This is a genomic window from Stenotrophomonas sp. STEN008 (assembly GCF_056760435.1).
In genome coordinates, this window is record NZ_JBRRET010000004.1 from 162886 (window position 1) to 181199 (window position 18314).

Annotated in this window: 15 protein-coding genes; 2 read left to right on the forward strand and 13 right to left on the reverse strand. The window is 67.7% G+C overall.

Going from position 1 to position 18314, the window contains the following annotated elements; genetic code table 11:
- Positions 1 to 4 precede the first annotated feature (4 nt).
- On the forward strand, positions 5 to 538 hold the full coding sequence (locus ACVOME_RS03700) for a lipocalin family protein (RefSeq protein WP_065175694.1): 534 nt from the start codon (positions 5 to 7) through the stop codon (positions 536 to 538).
- Between the two features lie 52 nt (positions 539 to 590).
- On the opposite strand, the gene ACVOME_RS03705 is transcribed toward ACVOME_RS03700, so the two are convergent.
- From ACVOME_RS03705 to ACVOME_RS03765, 13 genes are all read right to left on the reverse strand, one after another.
- Positions 591 to 1343: a SapC family protein gene (locus ACVOME_RS03705; RefSeq protein WP_053518557.1), complete on the reverse strand. Its 753-nt coding sequence runs from the start codon at positions 1341 to 1343 to the stop codon at positions 591 to 593.
- 110 nt (positions 1344 to 1453) lie between these two features.
- Entirely contained in the window at positions 1454 to 1726 is a 273-nt protein-coding gene (locus ACVOME_RS03710; protein WP_019659661.1) for a hypothetical protein, read from the reverse strand.
- A 156-nt stretch (positions 1727 to 1882) separates the two neighbouring features.
- The gene (gene fusA / locus ACVOME_RS03715; RefSeq protein ID WP_481504750.1) at positions 1883 to 3919 is read right to left on the reverse strand and encodes an elongation factor G; all 2037 of its coding nucleotides are present in this window, start codon (positions 3917 to 3919) and stop codon (positions 1883 to 1885) included.
- Positions 3920 to 4289: 370 nt separating this feature from the next.
- On the reverse strand, positions 4290 to 5051 hold the full coding sequence (locus tag ACVOME_RS03720) for a heme ABC transporter ATP-binding protein (protein WP_197599962.1): 762 nt from the start codon (positions 5049 to 5051) through the stop codon (positions 4290 to 4292).
- Positions 5048 to 6091, reverse strand: a complete 1044-nt coding sequence (locus tag ACVOME_RS03725; protein WP_053518563.1) for a FecCD family ABC transporter permease — start codon at positions 6089 to 6091, stop codon at positions 5048 to 5050. The genes ACVOME_RS03720 and ACVOME_RS03725 overlap by 4 nt, the downstream gene beginning before the upstream one ends.
- The gene (locus ACVOME_RS03730; protein WP_262218073.1) at positions 6088 to 7140 is read right to left on the reverse strand and encodes a heme/hemin ABC transporter substrate-binding protein; all 1053 of its coding nucleotides are present in this window, start codon (positions 7138 to 7140) and stop codon (positions 6088 to 6090) included. Before ACVOME_RS03730 ends, ACVOME_RS03725 begins: the two co-directional genes overlap by 4 nt.
- A gap of 51 nt (positions 7141 to 7191) precedes the next feature.
- Complete coding sequence (locus ACVOME_RS03735) at positions 7192 to 8580, reverse strand: YncE family protein (protein WP_128988579.1); 1389 nt, start codon at positions 8578 to 8580, stop codon at positions 7192 to 7194.
- A gap of 122 nt (positions 8581 to 8702) precedes the next feature.
- Positions 8703 to 9731, reverse strand: a complete 1029-nt coding sequence (locus tag ACVOME_RS03740; RefSeq protein ID WP_065182201.1) for an alpha/beta hydrolase — start codon at positions 9729 to 9731, stop codon at positions 8703 to 8705.
- Between the two features lie 201 nt (positions 9732 to 9932).
- Entirely contained in the window at positions 9933 to 10322 is a 390-nt protein-coding gene (locus tag ACVOME_RS03745) for a DUF805 domain-containing protein (RefSeq protein ID WP_065175700.1), read from the reverse strand.
- 81 nt (positions 10323 to 10403) lie between these two features.
- Positions 10404 to 11681, reverse strand: a complete 1278-nt coding sequence (locus ACVOME_RS03750) for a replication-associated recombination protein A (protein ID WP_227255445.1) — start codon at positions 11679 to 11681, stop codon at positions 10404 to 10406.
- Between the two features lie 186 nt (positions 11682 to 11867).
- The gene (lolA, locus tag ACVOME_RS03755; protein ID WP_065182198.1) at positions 11868 to 12506 is read right to left on the reverse strand and encodes an outer membrane lipoprotein periplasmic chaperone LolA; all 639 of its coding nucleotides are present in this window, start codon (positions 12504 to 12506) and stop codon (positions 11868 to 11870) included.
- A gap of 111 nt (positions 12507 to 12617) precedes the next feature.
- Entirely contained in the window at positions 12618 to 14561 is a 1944-nt protein-coding gene (locus ACVOME_RS03760; RefSeq protein WP_481504751.1) for a DUF3857 domain-containing protein, read from the reverse strand.
- A 38-nt stretch (positions 14562 to 14599) separates the two neighbouring features.
- A complete protein-coding gene (locus tag ACVOME_RS03765) occupies positions 14600 to 16963 on the reverse strand; it encodes a DNA translocase FtsK (protein WP_481504752.1) in 2364 nt (787 codons plus the stop codon).
- Positions 16964 to 17196: 233 nt separating this feature from the next.
- Here ACVOME_RS03765 and trxB point away from each other — a divergent pair, with 233 nt between their 5' ends.
- Complete coding sequence (trxB, locus tag ACVOME_RS03770; RefSeq protein ID WP_053517948.1) at positions 17197 to 18168, forward strand: thioredoxin-disulfide reductase; 972 nt, start codon at positions 17197 to 17199, stop codon at positions 18166 to 18168.
- Positions 18169 to 18314: the final 146 nt, after the last annotated feature.

An 18314-nucleotide genomic window follows, 5' to 3' on the forward strand; every position in this document is an offset into this window, starting at 1 on the left:
CACCATGCGCCCCCTTCCGCTGCTCTCGTTCCTGGCGATCGCCCTGTTCGGCACCGGCTGCAGTTCAAGTGACCTGCGCCCCCTGCCGCGACCGCAGGCGGTCGACGTTCCCCGCTTCATGGGCGACTGGTACGTCATCGCCCATATCCCTTCCTGGCCGGAACGCGAAGCGTTTGACGCCATTGAAAGCTACGCGCCGCGGCCGGACGGCCGCATCCAGACCACCTTCACGTATCGCAAGGGCAGTTTCGACGCACCACAGCGATCGATGCACCCGATCGGCAGGGTCGAGAAGGAAGGCAACGGCGCCATCTGGGGCATGCAGTTCGTATGGCCCATTCAGGCCGAGTACGTCATTGCCTGGATCGATAGCGACTACCAGCAGACCATCGTGGCGCGTAGCAAGCGCGACTACGTGTGGTACATGGCGCGCACCCCGCAGGTCTCTGCGGAGGACTATGCGCAGGCGGTGAAACGCATCGCCGCGATGGGATATGACACCCGCGAGCTGCGGCGTGTTCCGCAGTCACTGCGCTGACGTCCCGCACGGACCGGGCCCCGCTGCGCGGGAGCCCGGCCCTTCAGCCCGCTCAGGCTGCCAGGCGTTCGACCTGGCGACGGGTCAGGTCGTTGAAGCGGCCCAGCGACATCAGGTGCTGGTGGATCAGGGCCAGCCAGCCGCTGCGGTGCCATTCGATCACGGTTTCCTCGGGCAGCGCGACGAACTTCTCGACGTCGACCACCTGGAAGCCGTTGAGGTTGAACTCCTGGCCGTTCGGAGCGCGTACGGTCGCGTTGCGCTCGACCAGCAGTCCCTTCTCGATGAGCGCCTTGGAGAAGGCCTGGGTCTGTTCGTGCTCGCGGGTGTACTGGCCGCAGAACTCCAGCGCCTGCTGCACCATGTCGGTAGCCTTGCCGTCGGCGAACAGCGCCTGGCCTTCCTCGCCTCCCTTGACCACGCGCGGGCTCGCTTCATCGATGCCGAGCAGGAAATCATTGTCCGCGCCGGTGTCGATGAAGATGAAGGGGTGGCGACGCAGATAGGCCGGAACGTAGGCCTCGTCTTCCCACAGCCCGTCCTTGATGAACAGGTTCTCGTTGGTCACGCCGACGGCAGCCATCGGAACGGCGCCGGGGCCGGCGAACAGGATCGGGAAATGGTGCAGTGCCAGCGAGAACTCGCCGAGCACCAGCGGAATGGCGTTGTTGCCGGCGGCGAAATCAAGCTTGCCCGGCAGGATGCGCAGGTCGGCGTGCACATCAGCCTGCAGCGGCACCGGACGGGTGTAGAACAGGGGGGTGCCGGCCTGCGCCGCTTCGGTGGTGGTGTCGCTGGTGGTCATCGTAGGAACCGTTTCATCATGCGCGCCTGCCATCCCGGGCGCGCCAGCGGGAACAACCTGAATCCCGCATTATCAACAAGCCGGGTGACGACCACCACCCCGGCACTGACTTATTTCAGCTGCAGCGGATAGCGCTGCCACAGGACGTGGACAAGGAAGCCCGCCAGTTCGGTGTCGCGCGCACTGACCGCGGCGCGGATCTTGTCCAGCAGGACCATGTCACTGCAGGAGCGCACATCGGCGTGGTTGGCCTGGCCCGACCTGCGTGCGCGGTAACGCGCGGCGCGCTGCGCATCGCTCATCGCGTACCCGAATTTGGGCGGACGACCGCGCTTGCGCGGCAGGGTCAGCTCCAGGGTTCCGGGGTCTTTGTCATCACGCATGAGTGGGGGCAGACAGCGGCAAGCAACGACGGGTGCGCAATTTATCGTGAGGCATCACTTTAATCCAGCTTTTTCTACACTTTTGTTGCACTGCAATGCGCCCTGCCGCCGCTCGCCGGCAGCAAGAGGGGCCCGCGAACGGGCCCCTTGCACACTTCAGGCAGCGCGTACCGGCTCGTAACCGTGCAGGTGCGATTCACTGCTGGCGCGCCCCTGGCTGAGCGAGCGCAACGCAGTGGTGTAGCCCACCAGCTGCGCCAGCGGTGCAAAGCCGCTCACTTCGGCACGGCCCTCCTGGTCCTCGATGCGCGCGACGCGACCGTGGCGACGGTTGAGGTCGCCGACCACGTCGCCCACCGACGCCGAGGGCGAATGCACCGTTACCGCCATCACCGGCTCCAGCACCTGCGTGCCGGCACTGGCCAGCGCGGCCCTGACGGCCTCACTGCCGGCCCGGTGGAACGCCATGTCCGAGGAATCCTTGGCATGGGTCTGGCCGTCCACCAGGGTCACTTCGATGCCCACGACCGGATGCCCATGCGGTCCTTCCGACAGCGCCGCACGCGCACCCTTCTCCACCGCTGCGATGAAACCACGGGGGATCACGCCTCCCACGATGCGATCGTTGAACACCACCTGGTCATCCTCGCGCGGCGCCACGTCCAGCACCACATGGGCGAACTGGCCCTGGCCACCGCTCTGCTTGACGACCCTGCCGACCACGCCGGAGACCGCGCGCAACGGCGTTTCCTGGTAGGCGACGCGCGGCGAACCGATGCCGACATCGACCTTCCATTCGCTGCGCAGGCGCTCGACCATCACATCCAGGTGCAGTTCGCCCATGCCCCATACCAGCGTTTCGCCGCTCTCACGATCGGTTTCCACGCGGAACGAGGGATCCTCCTGGGCGAGGCTGGCCAGCCCCTGCGCCATGCGGATCAGGTCCGCTGCGCGCGCAGGTTCCAGGCGCCACGCGAGCACCGGTGCCTGTGCCTGGATGCTCTCCAGGCGCAACGGCTGATCGCGTGCGCTCAGCGTTTCACCGCTGATCGCATCCTTCCAGCCCAGCACCGCGACGATGTCACCGGCCACGGCCTGCTCGATGTCATGGGTCTGGTCTGCCTGCACCCGCACCAGACGGCTCACACGCCGACCCTGCGGATGCTGCGAGCTGGCCACAGCGTCGCCTGCCTTCAGCGTCCCCGAATACAGCCTCACGAAGCTCAGCGCACCGTGCTGCTGATGGGTGATCTTGAACAGCAGGCCCGCCAGCGGACCCTCCGGATCCGGCGGCAGCAGCACGTCGCCGGCCTCGCCTTCGGCAGTGACGGCAGGCCGATCCAACGGCGAAGGCAGGTAATCGACCACCGCATCCAGCAGCGCCTCGATGCCTTTGTCCTTGAACGCCGCACCCGCAAGCACCGGCACGCCCGCACCGGCCAGCGTCGCCCGCCGGAGTGCCGCGCGCAGCAGTTCCGCATCGATCACCCGGCCCTCCAGCCACGCATCGGCCAGACCCTCGTCATGGTCGGCCACGGCCTCCACCAGCGCGTCGCGCCGCGGTTGCCACTGGCTGCGTGCAGCGTCATCCCACGGCGTGATGGTCACCACGCCGCCGTCGCGCCACTGCAGCACGCGCTCATCCACCAGATCGACCCAGCCGCTGAAGTCGCTTTCGCTGCCCAGCGGCACACCCAGCGCCCACGGCCGCGCCTGCAGCTTGTCCCGCAGCTGCTCCAGCACGCGCTCGAACGAGGCGCCGACACGATCCATCTTGTTGACGAAGGCGATCAACGGCACCCGGTGCCGGCGCGCCTGGCGCCACACCGTTTCCGACTGCGGCTGCACGCCATCCACGGCAGAGAACACCGCAACGGCACCGTCGAGCACCCGCAGCGAACGCTCGACTTCAATGGCGAAATCGATGTGGCCCGGGGTGTCGATCAGGGTCAGCCGATGCGGCGGCAGATCGCGCGGCGCCCACTGCGCCTGCACGGCTGCTGCGCCGATGGTGATGCCACGCTCGCGCTCGATCGCCGAGAAATCGGTGGTGGCGTTGCCGTCATGGACCTCACCGACGCGGTGGATCTCGCCGCTCTTCCACAGCAGTCGTTCGGTGAGCGTGGTCTTGCCGGCGTCGATGTGGGCAATGATGCCGAGGTTGCGACGACGGGAAAGGATCTGGGTGTTCATGTGATGGGTTCCTGCAAGCCAACTTCGGGGGCCGCGCACCCCGGTTGGCGACAGGATGCGCGGCTAGCGTTCGGTCTCGGCGATCTGGTGCATGGCACGTTCTCCTTGCGGTGCAGCGGGTGGATGAAAGGGACTGCGGAAACGAAAAGAGCGCCCCGGAGGGCGCTCTGTGGATGGTCCAACGGTGGCCGATTCAGCGGCCCCGTCGAGCTCCAGGCAGACACGCCCGTTCCGCGCTTGCGCGGGTCAGGGTGAAAAACTTCAGGAGCGGCATCCGGTTCATGGGGCGCATTCTAGACCTGCCAATCTGGCGCGCAAGTGCTGATTGCGCGCACCAGTGGAACGATGAGGATTCCTTTCGCCGCCCGGATCAGGTGACCACCACCAGCGGCACGCCCCGCTTCGGATGCTCCAGCACGACCACGTCCTGCTGATAGACCCGCTGCAGCGTGTCCACGGTCAACACCTGCGCGGGTGAGCCGTCGGCGGCCACCCTGCCCTGTTCCAGCAGCACGATGCGGTCGGCATGGCCGGCGGCCAGATTCAGGTCGTGCAGCACCACGATCACGCAGGCCCCGGCCTCGGCACAGGCACGCACGCTGCGCAGCGTACGCTCCTGGTGGCGCAGATCCAGCGCAGCGGTCGGCTCGTCGAGAAGCAGCAGCGGCGTATCCTGCGCCAGCACGCGCGCGAACGTGGTCCGGGCCGACTCGCCACCGGACAACTGCTGCACCTCGCGCAGGCGCAGCGCCTGCAGTTCGGTCGCGTCGATCGCGGCCTCCACCTGCGTGTCATCGCGTACGGGATCGGGCGGGTGTGGCAGGCGCCCCATCGCCACCACCTCCTCCACGCTGAAGGCGAAACGCACGCCGTGCTCCTGCGGCATCACCGCGCGCTCGCGCGCCAGTGGACCGGCCTTGTAGCCGGCCAGCGGCCTGCCAAGCAGGCTCACCTCACCCGCATCGGCATGCAGATCGCCCGCAGCGACTGCCAGCAGCGTCGATTTGCCAGCGCCGTTGGGCCCCACCAAGGCAGTGACCGTCGCCGGCTCGAACGCCAGGTTGATGCCGTGCAGGATCTCGCGCTGCCCGCGTCGCACCACGACGTCGCGCAGATGAAGCAGGGCCGTCATGGGGCTGCCTTGCGGCGCTGCTGCAGCACCAGCCAGAGGAAGAATGGTGCACCCAGTGCAGCCGAGAACAGACCGAGTGGAATCTCCGCCGGCGGGTCGAGCGTGCGCGCGGCCGTATCGGCCACCACGATCAGCAGCGCCCCCAGCAGGCCGGAAAGGGGCAGCAACCAGCGGTGCCCCGGCCCCACCAGCATGCGCGCCACGTGTGGCACCACCAGGCCGACAAAGCTGATCGAACCGGCAAACGCGACGGCCGCACCCACCAGCAGGGCACTGAACGCCACCAGCCGGCGGCGGGTCCGTGCCACGTCCAGGCCCAGATGCTGGGCCTGGCGTTCCCCCAGCGCCAGCATGTCCAGTGGCGTTGCCAGGCGCTGCAGCGCGAACACGCCGATGGCGAACAACGGCACCACGGCGGCGACATCACTCCAGCTGGCGCGGGCCAGCGAACCCATCTGCCAGAACACCAGCGACTGCAGTTCGCTCTCGCTGGCGATGTAGGTCAGGAAACCGATCAGCGCCGAGCAGAACGCCGCCATGGCGATGCCGACCAGCAACAGCGTGGCATTGCCACTGCCCTTGCCCGGCCGGGCAAGGGCGTAGGTCAGGCCGATCGCCAGCGCACCGCCGGCAAACGCGGCCACCGGCACCAACCAGCCGGCCGCACCTGCAGCACCGAGCACGATGGCGGCGACCGCGCCCAGCGCGGCGCCCTGGCTGACGCCGACAATGCCCGGGTCCGCCAACGGATTGCCGAACAGGCCCTGCAGGCTGGCACCGGCCATCGCCAGCGATGCCCCCACCACCGCGCCCAACAGGGCGCGCGGGATGCGCAGCTGCCAGACCACCGCCAGGTCGCGGCTGCTCACCGCCTGCGGATCGAGCAGCCCCATCTTCACCGCCAGCGCCTGCAGCACCTCCAGCGGTGGCAAGCGCAGTGGCCCGACCGCAAACGAGGCCAGAATGGCGGCCAGCAGTGCCAGCATCGCCACCATCAACATCGTCCGCCCGCGACGACGGCGCCGGTCCGCCGGACTCATGCCTTCGGCAGCGCCGCCAGCGCCCGCGCCAGCGCCAGTGCGCCAGCCCCGGAACCTACGCTGGTGTACTTGAGCTGCACATCCGGCATCACCCAGACCCGGTTGGCCTGCCCGGCCGGTGTCTGCTTCAGCGTCGGGTACGACTTCCACAGGCCCTCGGCACCGCCGAACAGCTGCAGATCGTGCTCGGTCACCAGAATCACCTCCGGTGCCGCGGCGACCACGCCCTCATTGCTCAGCTGCGAGTAGTTCTTCACTCCCGCTTCGGTGCCGATGTTGACGCCGCCGGCCAGCGCGATCAGTTGCGCCGATGCGCTGTCGGCGCCCGCAACGGTCGGTGCGCCACCGGCACCGGTGGCCGACACATGGATCACACGCGGCGCATGGCCCAGGCCCCGGCCGATCGCTGCGGCCTCATCCAGCTGACGCTGCACCTGCGTGGCAAGCGTCTGCCCTGCTTCGGCCAGCCCGAGTGCGGCGGCGACCTTGCGCACCTTGTCCGGCGCCGGCTGCAGATCGTCGATGACCACCGCCGGCTCCCCCACCTCGCGCAGCTTCTTCGCCAGCTCGGTGTGGCGGCGCAGGCTGTTGCCCAGGAACAGCGAACCCCGCAGGCTCAGCACACCCTCCACACCCGTGGTGCGGTTGAACAGGAACTGGTGCGGCGCAGCCCGGCCAGCCTCGGTGGTGGTGTTGGTCGGGGCGGCAAATACCTGCTTGCCCAGCCCCAGCGCCTCGATCACCGCGATGACGTCGTCGCCACCGGCGATGATCCGGCGGGTGTCGGTCACCGCGATATCGGCGCCGTCATCGGAATGCACCTTGGCCGGCAGCACGGCCTTCTGGTCATGCACGGCCGGCATCTCGGCACCGGCCACGCGTTTCCAGCCTGCCGGCAACGCGGTGTCCGCGGCGGCCGCCATCGCCGCCGGCGGCGGTTCGGAAGGCTTCTTGGCATCGGAGGGAGCCGACGAGCCGCCACAGGCAGCCAGTGCCAGCGAAACAGCCAACGGAAGTGCGCACAGGCGCAGACGGGGCACGATGTTCATGGACGTTCTCCTTGCTGGCAGGGCGACGCGCGCGCCGCCCTGCCGTCTGACTTACTGCTTCGGGGTGATGCGGGTGATGCGGTCACCCTTCGGGTCTTCAGCGCCGCGCGACTTGTTCACCGCGAACACGTTGCCCTTGCCATCGGCACGGACGTGGTTCGGCAAAGTGCCGCCGTCGAGGTTGGCGACCACCTTGCCCTCGCGGTCGACCACGGTCACGGTGCCGGCGCCACGGTTGCTGACATAGGCCAGGCCGGATGCATCATCGAAGGCGACGTTCAGCGCACCCGCGCCCACCGGCACATCGTGCAGCACCTTGCCGGCTGCGACGTCGACGATCAGCAGGTTGTCGGTGCCCTGCGACGCCACGTACAACCGGTTGCGCGCCGCGTCGAACGCCACGCCCGACGCGCTGATCGAGTTGCCCAGATCGATCACCTTCTCGACCTCACCGCTGGCCACGTCGATCACCGCCGCCTCCGGCGTGCCGATGCTGACGGTGAACAGCTTGCCGCCCTTCTCGTCCAGCACCAGGCTCATCGGCGTGAACTTGCCGTCATCCACGCCCGATTCAAGCGTCACCGCGGGCAGCTCCTTGAACGTCTTCGCATCGAATACCGACAGGTGATCCTCACCGGTGGCCGAGGCAAACACCTTGCCGCGGGTACCATCGATCACCACGTCGCGCGCATGCGGCACCGCATCGACCGGGAACTGGTGCACCAGCGACAGATCCTTCTGGCGATAGACGGCCACGCTGTTCTGACGGGTATTGGTCACCCACACGTTGCCGTTGGCATCATCCACGCCCACGCCGTACACCGCATAGACCGCGCCGTTGGTACTGCCCGGCACCTGCGCCGGAGTGATCGCCTTGCTGACCTTCAGCGACGCCGGGTCGATCTTCAGCAGCTGCGACTGGGTCACCGGCGGCCGGCCGACCGCGGAGGTCACGAACAGCGCATTGCTGGCGGCGCTGTAGGCGGACTGGTACAGGCCCGGCACCAGCTTGTTGGACTGGGTGGTGAACTGCGCCTGGCCCGACAGCGGCAGCTGCGGCGAGACGCGCAGCTTCAGCACCGTCGCGGCGGCCGGCTGGCTCGCCCGCACCACGACCGGATGGGTGCCCGGCACGGCATCGGCGGGAATGGCCAGCTGGGTCTTGAAGTTGCCATCGGCATCAACCACCACCGGCTGGGCGTTCAACACGCTGTCGCCGCGCAGCAGGCTGACCTTCTGGCCCGGCACGAAGCCGCGACCGACCACATCGGCGGTGCTGCCCGGCACCACATTGTCGCCGCGCGAGACCACCTGGCCCTTGAACGTGGCGTTGGCCGGTTGATCGAATACCGGCTGCGCGGTGGCCGCGACGGCCAGCAGCAGGCCGGTGGCCAGAGTGGTGAAGCGAAGCGAAGGACGAAGGGAGGAACGGAACGACATGACAGGCTCCTTGCACACGTAGGCCGCGCCGCGTGGCGCGGGATTCATCGGTTGCCTGGGCCGCTGCACGCGGGCAGCCTCGCCTGGGTAGTGGGGTCGCACGGCACGCCGCGCGAAGGGATTCATTCGCTGGACGGCCCATCCGTTGCACTGGCGCCATCGCCTGCACTGCGATCGGTCACCCCGTACAGCTCATGCAGCGCCGCGTGGAAGGACGCCGGCAGCATCGGGCCATGGCCCAGGCCAGGAAACTCGCGGTACTGCACGCTCAGCCCCGGCACCCGGCGCAGCCGCTCGGACAACTGCATCGCCGCGTCAGGCGTGGCGCCGCCGATGCGGCGCAGGTGCGCGACCACCCGCGGGTTGTTCAGGTCACGCTTGCCGCGGTCGCCGACGCGCTCAGCGCCTCCCAGCATCAACCAGACCCTGGCCGGCTGCCCATGGACGTTCTGCACGAACTGCTGTTCGGGATCGCCCAGCGCCGCGCCCTGCGCCCACCACAGTGAGGGACTGGCGGCGAGATAGGCCTGGAACGCGGCCGGCCGGGTGTACAGCGCGTTGAGCACGAACAGGCCACCGAGCGAGTGCCCCCACAGCGCCTGCTGCCCGGTGTCGACGCGCGCGCGACGCTCCACCTCGGGCTTGATGCGGCGTTCGATCACATCAAGGAACGCCGCAGCGCCCCCGCCGACCGCCTGGGTTGCGCCGCTCTCATCGTCGGCGCGGTCGATCCATGCCGTGTAGTCACGGGTCCGCGCCTTCGAGTCGATGCGCAGATCATTGTCATAGCCGATCAGCACCAGCACCGGAGGCGCCTTGAGTGCTGCAAGTTCAGCCAGCAGCGGCTGGTCGAGCACCATCGCCACCGCATTGCCGTCCAGCGCGTACAGCACCGGCGAAGGTGCACTGGAGGCGCGGACCGGAATCGCCAGATTCACCCGCCAGCGGCGCTGCGTGTCGGCACTGTCGATCACGAAATGCTCGAAGCGATAGCTGGCGGCCGGCTCATCCAGCACGGTGTGGCCGATCTTCTGCAGCGGATTGCGCTGCTGCGCGTACGCATACGGGGTAGCCAGGAGCAGACCCATCATCAGGACGGCAAGGCCGCGGGCCAGCGGACCACGGTGCGGAGGCAGGACGAAATGCTTCATCGGCGGGCGACGTCAGCGGCCTGGGCCGCTGTTTCACAAGGGACCGCAGTCTACCTTAAACGCGAATGATTATCACAACGATCAAACGTCACACTGTGTATCACGCGCGCGATAACGCGGCGTCATGGGACGCATCATCTCGTTCCCGCCAAGGCGGGAGGGCCGATTCCCAAGACCGGGCGCTGCCCGGCGGGTGCCGCGTCAAGGGCCCGCAGGCACGGGGCCGTACGGGTTTTCCTGCGGCGTGCCCGGCAGCAGAGCGAACACCAGGATCACCAGGCCGCCCATCGGCACCAATGCGAGAAGATAGAGCCAGCCGGACTGGTTGCAGTCATGCAGACGGCGCACGGTGACGGCGATCAGCGGCACGATCGTCGCCAGCCACATCAGGCCCAGCAGCGCCATCATGCCGATCAGGATGGCGCTCAGTGCGTCCGGACTGGAGCGCATGAGGATCGCCAGCACGCCGGCCAGCAGCGACACCGCCGTGGCCACCAGAAACAGGAACAGCTGGAACATCCAGTATTCGCGGCGATTGGCCCGACCCTCGAACTGGGCGTACCGCTTCAACGCCAGAGTCATGTCCTGCATGAACGTCATCCTTGAGAAGTGAACCGGGGATTCTCTCGAATCAGCGTGGACCCGACAATCGGATTGGTTGCGTAACGGCGATCAACGCCGCTTCGCCGCCCGCGCCGCCTCGCGCTCGGCGCGCAACCGGTCGAGCTTTTCCTTCAGCTTGATCTCCAGTCCGCGCGGCACCGGGTTGTAGTACACGCGCTCGCCCATCGCATCGGGGAAGCCGGTCTGATCCAGCGCGATCCCGCCTTCCGCATCGTGGTCATACTGGTACTCGGCACCGTAGCCCAGTTCCTTCATCAGCTTGGTCGGCGCGTTGCGCAGGTGCAGCGGCACCTCTTCGGTACCGCTCTGGCGCACGTCGGCCTTGGCCTGGTTGAACGCCGCGTAGCCTGCATTCGACTTGGCGGTGCTGGCCAGGTACAGCACCAGCTGGGCGAACGCGAGCTCGCCTTCGGGGCTGCCCAGCCGTTCGTAGATGTCCCACGCTTCCAGCGCCATGCTCTGTGCTCGCGGATCGGCCAGGCCGATGTCCTCGATCGCCATGCGGGTCAGCCGGCGCGCCAGGTACGACGGATCACAGCCGCCGTCGAGCATGCGGGTCAGCCAGTACAGCGCCGCATCGGGATTGGAACTGCGCACCGACTTGTGCAACGCCGAGATCTGGTCGTAGAACTGCTCGCCACCCTTGTCGAAACGGCGGGTACGGTCGGCCAGCACCTGGGTGAGCGTCTGCGGGGTGATGTGCCCGCCCTCGCCCCCTGCCAGTTCGGCGGCGATTTCCAGCAGGGTCAACGCGCGGCGCACGTCGCCATCGGCAGCGGTGGCGATCTCCAGCAGCAGCTCGGGCGCAACCTCGATGGACTCCTGGCCCAGGCCGCGCTCGCGATCCCCCAGCGCCCGCTGCAGTGCCTCGACGATGTCGGTGGGCGAGACCGCCTCCAGCACGTGCACACGGCAGCGTGACAGCAGCGCCGAGTTCAGCTCGAAGGACGGGTTCTCGGTCGTGGCACCCACGAACAGGATGGTGCCGCGCTCGATATGCGGCAGGAACGCGTCCTGCTGCGCCTTGTTGAAGCGATGCACCTCATCGACGAACAGCACGGTACGCCGGCCTTCGGCGAAACGCTGCGCCGCTTCTGCCAGGACCTGGCGCACCTCCGGCAGGCCGGACAGCACGGCGGAGATGGCGCGGAACTCGGCATCGGAATACTCGGCCAGCAGCAGCGACAACGTGGTCTTGCCACAGCCCGGCGGGCCCCACAGGATCATCGAATGCACCCGACCGGACTCGACGGCTCGGCGCAGTGCGCTGTCCGGAGCGAGCAGGCGCTTCTGCCCGACCATTTCATCGAGCGTCTGCGGACGCATGCGCTCGGCGAGCGGGCGCAGATGATCCCGATCGACACTCAGCAGATCGGGGCCGGGGAAGGAAGTGGAGCGTTGTCTTGGCACCCGCTCATTGTACCGCGCCCCCCGTCGGTAGCGCCGGGCCATGCCCGGCGGATCGGCGAAATGCGCACATCGGTAGCGCCGGGCCATGCCCGGCGTCACCCATCAGTTGCCGATGACGTCGGTGCCGGCCGGCGGGCTGAAGCGGAAGGTCGAGGCCGCGAAGGTCGGGTTGCGCTTCCAGCCGCTGAAATTGATCACGGTGCGCTGGCCGACCGCGTCGGTGATCTCCATCCTCGCCAGCCCCTGGGCGTTGAAGCCTAGTGCGGCGTACTGGAAGCTGGCCTCGGTATCGCGCTTCGGCGACAGCGACAGCCACTGCAGGCCATCCCGTTGTGCCGCCTCCTCGCTGAGGTCGTACTGCTGCTCCAGCAGCGCCGGGTTGATCAGCGCGGTCAAGGGGCTGTTCTGCTCTTCCTTGCCCTGCTCGCGCACGGTGGCCTGCTCCAGATCCGGCTCGTACATCCAGACCTTCTTGCCGTCGGCCACGATCAGCTGTTCATGCGGCCGCACGTACTCCCAGCGGAACAGGCGCGGGGCCGACAGGGCCACGCGGCCGCTGGTCGACTCCTTGACCTTGCCGCGGCTGTCGAACACCTGCTGGCTGAACTGGCCATCCAGGCCCTTCAGGCCGCTGGTGAAGTTCTTCAGGTCATCGCGGGCACCCGCCCACGCGCTGCCCGCGGCGGCGCAGGCCATGGCGAGAGTGCTGGCGGCAAGAATACGGCGGAGGCGGACGTTCATGCGGGAATCCTGTGGGCGCGGGCGCAAGGAAAGGTGGATGTCAGTGTGCCCGGGCAAAGATGAATGGGCGATCAGGGCGACATTATGCCGCCCCGCTCGTCCACCGGCGATTCAGTTGGCCGGCGCAGGCAGCCTTCCATACAGGACCTGTCCGCGGAAGCCGCGGCGCACTTCGCGATACAGCGCGCGGAACGCGGCGTAGTCCTGGGGCTGGCACAGTGCCTCCGGTCCACGCACGGCATTCTGCTGCAGGCGATGGTGGACGATCACCTCCTGGCCCTGCCGGCTCCAGTCCACCCGGTACTCGCCCGCGGCATTGGCAAAACGCTGGCTGGCCGGAACCGCGATGATCGGCGCGTTGGCCGGGAACTGCAGGCGATAGGTTTCTTCACGCAGGCTCGCGTTGCAGTAGAACGGCGTCTCGTTGGCCGGTGCAGACGCGGTAGCGTACAGCCCGCGCACCGACTCGCCGCCTGGCGGATCCGGCACCGCCATGCCCCCGGCCACGCTGAAGTCCACGTAGTCTTCCGCCTGGAAGGCCATGCGGTAGCCGAACGGCCGGGTCAGATCGACCGGGACGCCCTGCAGCTGCAGCTGGCCGCGGCCATCAAAACCGGACGCGGCCATGATCGACTCCTCGGCGCGCGCCCGATTCTGCGCATTGAGCTGGGCGAACTGTGCGCGCATGCCGATCTCCGCATTCTCGCCCAGCTGCGGAATCGTCTCGCCACGCAGATTGCCGTTGGCATCGAACGTGAAGCGCACCTCCATCGAGGTTGCGTTGCGCTGCGGACCATTGGCCGGCGTGCGTGCCAGGCTCGCGTCGGCCGTGCGCATCACCGGCGCGCCCAGGTCGCCCTCGGGCAACTGGCCGAAGCGCGCCCAGGCGGTGGTCGAATCCAGGTACAGATCGAACTCGGGAATGTAGGTGATGGCGTGGTTGAAGCGCCCCAGCACCGGAATCTTCGGCAGCGTCGGCCCGCCACCGGCGCCGATCAGCACCGGCGAACTGGCAATTCCCTTGGCGGCCAGCAGGGCTTCCAGCAGGGTCACATGGTCCTTGCAGTCCCCATAGTGGTTGTCGAGGATGCTCTGCGCGCTGTTGGGCTCCAGCCCGCCATTGCCCAGGTACACCGCGACGTAGCGGATGTTCTGAGCGACCCAGCGGTACAGCGCATCGGCCTGCGAGCGACGGTCGCCGATGCCTGCGGTGACCTGGTCGGCCAGCGCCTGGATCTCCGCCGTGACCTGCGCGGCGGGACCGGCCTTGAGCTGGTACGCCCGGCCCATCTGCGCCCAGTCACGATAGGTGCTGGCCATGATGTTCGGGCCGAACTCCCAGCCGGCGGCCGACCAGTTCTGCGCCTGCATCGCCTCGCGGCGCTGGTAGCGCCAGCGCCACTGCGCCTGGCCGTTCCTCACCACCGGGCGATCGCTGCCCTGCACGCCGCGGCTGTCGACGAACATCGGCAGGTTGGCCGGTGCGCTCAGCGTCACCTCGGCATCCTCGTATTCGGTGAACACATTGAAGGTCTCCCACAGGCCGAAGTAGCCCGGGAAGTACGGCATGGCCTGGGTGCGGCGCACCTGGTAATACAGGCGCGTGCCCGGCGCCAGGTTCGGGAACACGATCACCCGCACCTTGCGGTCGGCGTACATCGCTGCCGAGGCGCTGGAATAGCTTTCCTGGGTGTAGATGCGATCTGCCGGAACGTCACGGCGCTGGCCATCGGCGGTGATGGTGTAGGCGTCGAGCACCTCCAGCGTCTCCATCTTCTCGCTGTAGCTCAGCCGCACCTGGCTGAACTGCTCGACCGAGGCCTTGGTCTTGAGCAGGACCTCGTAGGTCTCGGTCTGCACATTGCCTGCGTCGGGCCGCACCTGGTAGTCGGCGCGATAGCGGACGATGCTGAAGTTGTTGCTGGCTTCGGTATCGCCGCTGGCGGAAGGCGGCGCCGTAGCGGGCGCGGGGGTGGCGGTCTCCGCCAGGGCCGGGCTGGCGGCCACCAGGCCAGCCAGCGCCAGCGCCAGCGCGCGTGGTACGGGATGAAGCATTCGTCGGATCCTTGGACGTCGTGGGGGTACGTCGGGCCTTACTTCGGCGGCGGCGGTGCCAGCACCGTCCGGTCGCCATTGTGCTCGGGCGCACTGACAACGCCGGCCGCTTCCATGGCCTCGATCAGTCGCGCCGCACGGTTGTAGCCAATCTTCAGCCGGCGCTGCACGCCGGAAATCGACGCGCGGCGGGTCTCCGTGACCACCCTCAGTGCCTCGTCATACAGCGGATCCGACTCGTCGCCGCCGGCACTGGTTTCCGGCAGGCCGGTGGCACCCACCACCACGCCGTCCCCCAGGGTCTGAACCTCGTCCAGCACGCCCTCGATGTAATCGGCCGGACCCATCGCCTTGAGATGCTCGACCACGCGATGCACTTCATCGTCGGAGACGAACGCGCCGTGCACACGCTCGGGCATGGCGGTGCCCGGCGGCAGGTACAGCATGTCGCCGTGCCCCAGCAGCGTCTCCGCGCCGGACTGGTCGAGAATGGTGCGCGAGTCGATCTTCGAGCTCACCTGGAACGCGATGCGGGTGGGAATGTTGGCCTTGATCAGGCCGGTGATTACATCCACCGACGGACGCTGGGTGGCCAGGATCAGGTGGATGCCGGCTGCACGTGCCTTCTGTGCCAGACGTGCGATCAGTTCTTCGACCTTCTTGCCGACGATCATCATCATGTCGGCGAATTCGTCGATGAAGATGACGATGAACGGCAGCGTCTCCAGCGGGCGCGGCGCCTCGCCCAGCTCCGGGTTCGGCTTGAACAACGGGTCCATCAGCGGCTGGCCGGCGTCCTCGGCGTCCTTCACCTTCTTGTTGAAGCCGGCCAGGTTGCGCACGCCCACCGCGCTCATCAGCTTGTAGCGGCGCTCCATCTCCGCCACGCACCAGCGCAGGCCGTTGGCGGCCTCCTTCATGTCGGTGACCACCGGCGCGAGCAGATGCGGGATGCCCTGGTAGACGCTCAGTTCGAGCATCTTCGGGTCGATCATCAGCATCCGCAGATCTTTCGGCGAGCCCTTGTACAGCAGGCTCAGTACCATCGCATTGACGGCCACGGACTTGCCCGAGCCGGTGGTACCGGCCACCAGCAGGTGTGGCATGCGCGCCAGGTCGGCCACGGTCGGGCGGCCGGCGATGTCCTTGCCCAGCGCCAGGGTCAGCACGCTGGAGGCCTTGTCGTACTCCTTCGACCGCAGCAGCTCGGACAGGAAGATCATCTCGCGGGTGACGTTGGGAATCTCCAGGCCGATCACCGACTTGCCGGGAATCACATCGACCACGCGCACCGACTTGACCGACAGGCCGCGGGCGATGTCCTTGTCCAGCGAGCTGATCTGGCTGACCTTGATGCCCGGCGCCGGCTCGATCTCGAAGCGGGTGATGACCGGGCCCGGATAGGCGCCGACCACCTGTGCGTCGATGCGGAAATCCTTCAGCTTGAACTCGATCTGCCGCGACAGGGTCTCCAGTGTCTCCTCGTCGTAGCCCTTGGGCTGCGGCTTGGGATCATCCAGCAGGGCCAGCGGCGGCAGGTCCGAACCATCGCCGTTGACGCCGCGGAACATCGGTATCTGGTTGTCACGCTTGGCCCGGTCGCTCTTCTCGATCACCGGTTCCGGGCGCGGTTCGATCTTCACCGGCTCGCGCTTGGCGCGCACCTCGGCGTCCGCCTTGCGGACTTCCTGGCGCTCCTCGCGCAGGGCACGGGTCTGCTTCCACTCGGTCGCCTGTTCCTTCTTGCGCTCCAGCAGCGGCGCCAGCGACATCACCCCACGGCCGATCTTCTCCATCACCGTGAACCACGACAGGCCGGTGGCCAGGGTGATTGAGGCCAGCAGCAGCACCAGCACGAACAGGTTCGCGCCCAGCGCTCCGAACCCGACGGTCAGCGAGTTGCCCACCAGCTTGCCAAGGATGCCGCCCGCACTGGACACATCACCATTGAACAGGCGCACATGCAGGAAGCCGGTGCCGGCGATCAGGAAGCCGACCAGACCGACCAGGCGCAGGGCCGGATCGAGGTCGTTCTCGCCCTTGCTTTCCCGCTTGAGGCCGAACATGGCGATCCAGGCCAGCGCGGCGAGCACCACCGGCAGCAGGAACGCGATGTAGCCGAACAACTGCAGCAGCACGTCGGCGATCCAGGCACCGGCGCGGCCGCCCATGTTGTGCACCGGCGCGACCACGCTGCCGGTATGCGACCAGCCGGGGTCCGACGCCGAGTAGGTGAACAGACTTGCCGCCAGGTACAGCAGGGCCGGCGCGATCGCGATCAGGCCCAGGTCGCGCCAGAGGCGCTGGCGGCGGGGGTTGTCGGTCGTCGCCGCCGCCGCGGCCGTGCGACGTGACGCCTTGCTGTCGTCGGACTTGGAGCGTTCGGGGACCTGCTTCGCCACCTTAGACCATACCTTTGGAATGCGCTGTTAGTGATTGATAATAAATGAGACGGCGTCAGTTTTCAGTTATGCGACGCTGCGAGGCGCCCTCCGGGGCCGGAAACCGTCGATGGGCGACGGCGTTCTGTTCATCGGCTTGAATCGCCCTGCCCCAGCCGCCACTCTATGACCTGCCGTGGATGCTGCGCAAACATCGCCAGCGCCTTGTCCCACTTACCTTTTCGCGAGTTTACATGAGCACCAGCCTGCCCTCCCGCCACCAACGGCTTGTCATCCTCGGTTCCGGCCCGGCCGGCTGGACCGCTGCGGTCTACGCCGCCCGCGCCAACCTGAAGCCGGTCGTCATCACCGGCCTGCAGCAGGGCGGTCAGCTGATGACCACGACCGAGGTCGACAACTGGCCGGGTGACGCCCATGGCCTGATGGGCCCGGACCTGATGGCGCGCATGCAGGCTCACGCCGAGCGCTTCGAGACCGAGGTCATCTTCGACCACATCCACACCGCCGACCTGTCCCAGCGCCCGTTCCGGCTGATCGGCGACAGTCACGAATACACCTGTGACGCCCTGATCATCGCCACCGGCGCCACCGCCAAGTACCTGGGCATCCCGACCGAAGAGGCATTCAAGGGCCGCGGCGTGTCCGCCTGCGCCACCTGCGACGGGTTCTTCTACCGTGACCAGGACGTGGTCGTGGTAGGCGGTGGAAACACTGCGGTGGAAGAGGCCCTGTACCTGTCCAACATCGCCCGCAAGGTCTACCTGGTCCACCGCCGCGACACCCTCAAGGCGGAAAAGATCATGCAGGACAAGCTGTTCGCCAAGGTCGCGGCCGGCAAGATCGAAACCGTCTGGCACCACCAGGTCGAGGAAGTGCTGGGCAACGATGCCGGCGTGACCGGTGTGCGCGTGAAGTCCACCCTGGACGGCAGCACCCGCGACATCGACGCGCACGGCTTCTTCGTGGCCATCGGTCATCACCCGAACACCACCCTGTTCGATGGCCAGCTGGCGATGAACAACGGCTACCTGGAAATCCGCTCGGGCCTGGGCGGCAACGCCACCCAGACCTCGGTGGAAGGCGTGTTCGCCGCGGGCGACGTGGCCGACCAGCACTATCGGCAGGCCATCACCTCCGCCGGCTTCGGCTGCATGGCCGCACTGGATGCCGAGCGCTATCTGGATGCACAGGGCAAGGCCGGCTGAAGATTGCTCCACGCCATGACTGATCCTGGGGGGGGGGGGGGGGGCGGCGGGGGGGGGGGTTTTTTGTTGTAGAAAAAAGTGCGCAGACCCCCCCCCCCGGGGAGGGCGACCGGGGGGGCGGGTACGCGCCCCCCACCGGGGCGCGG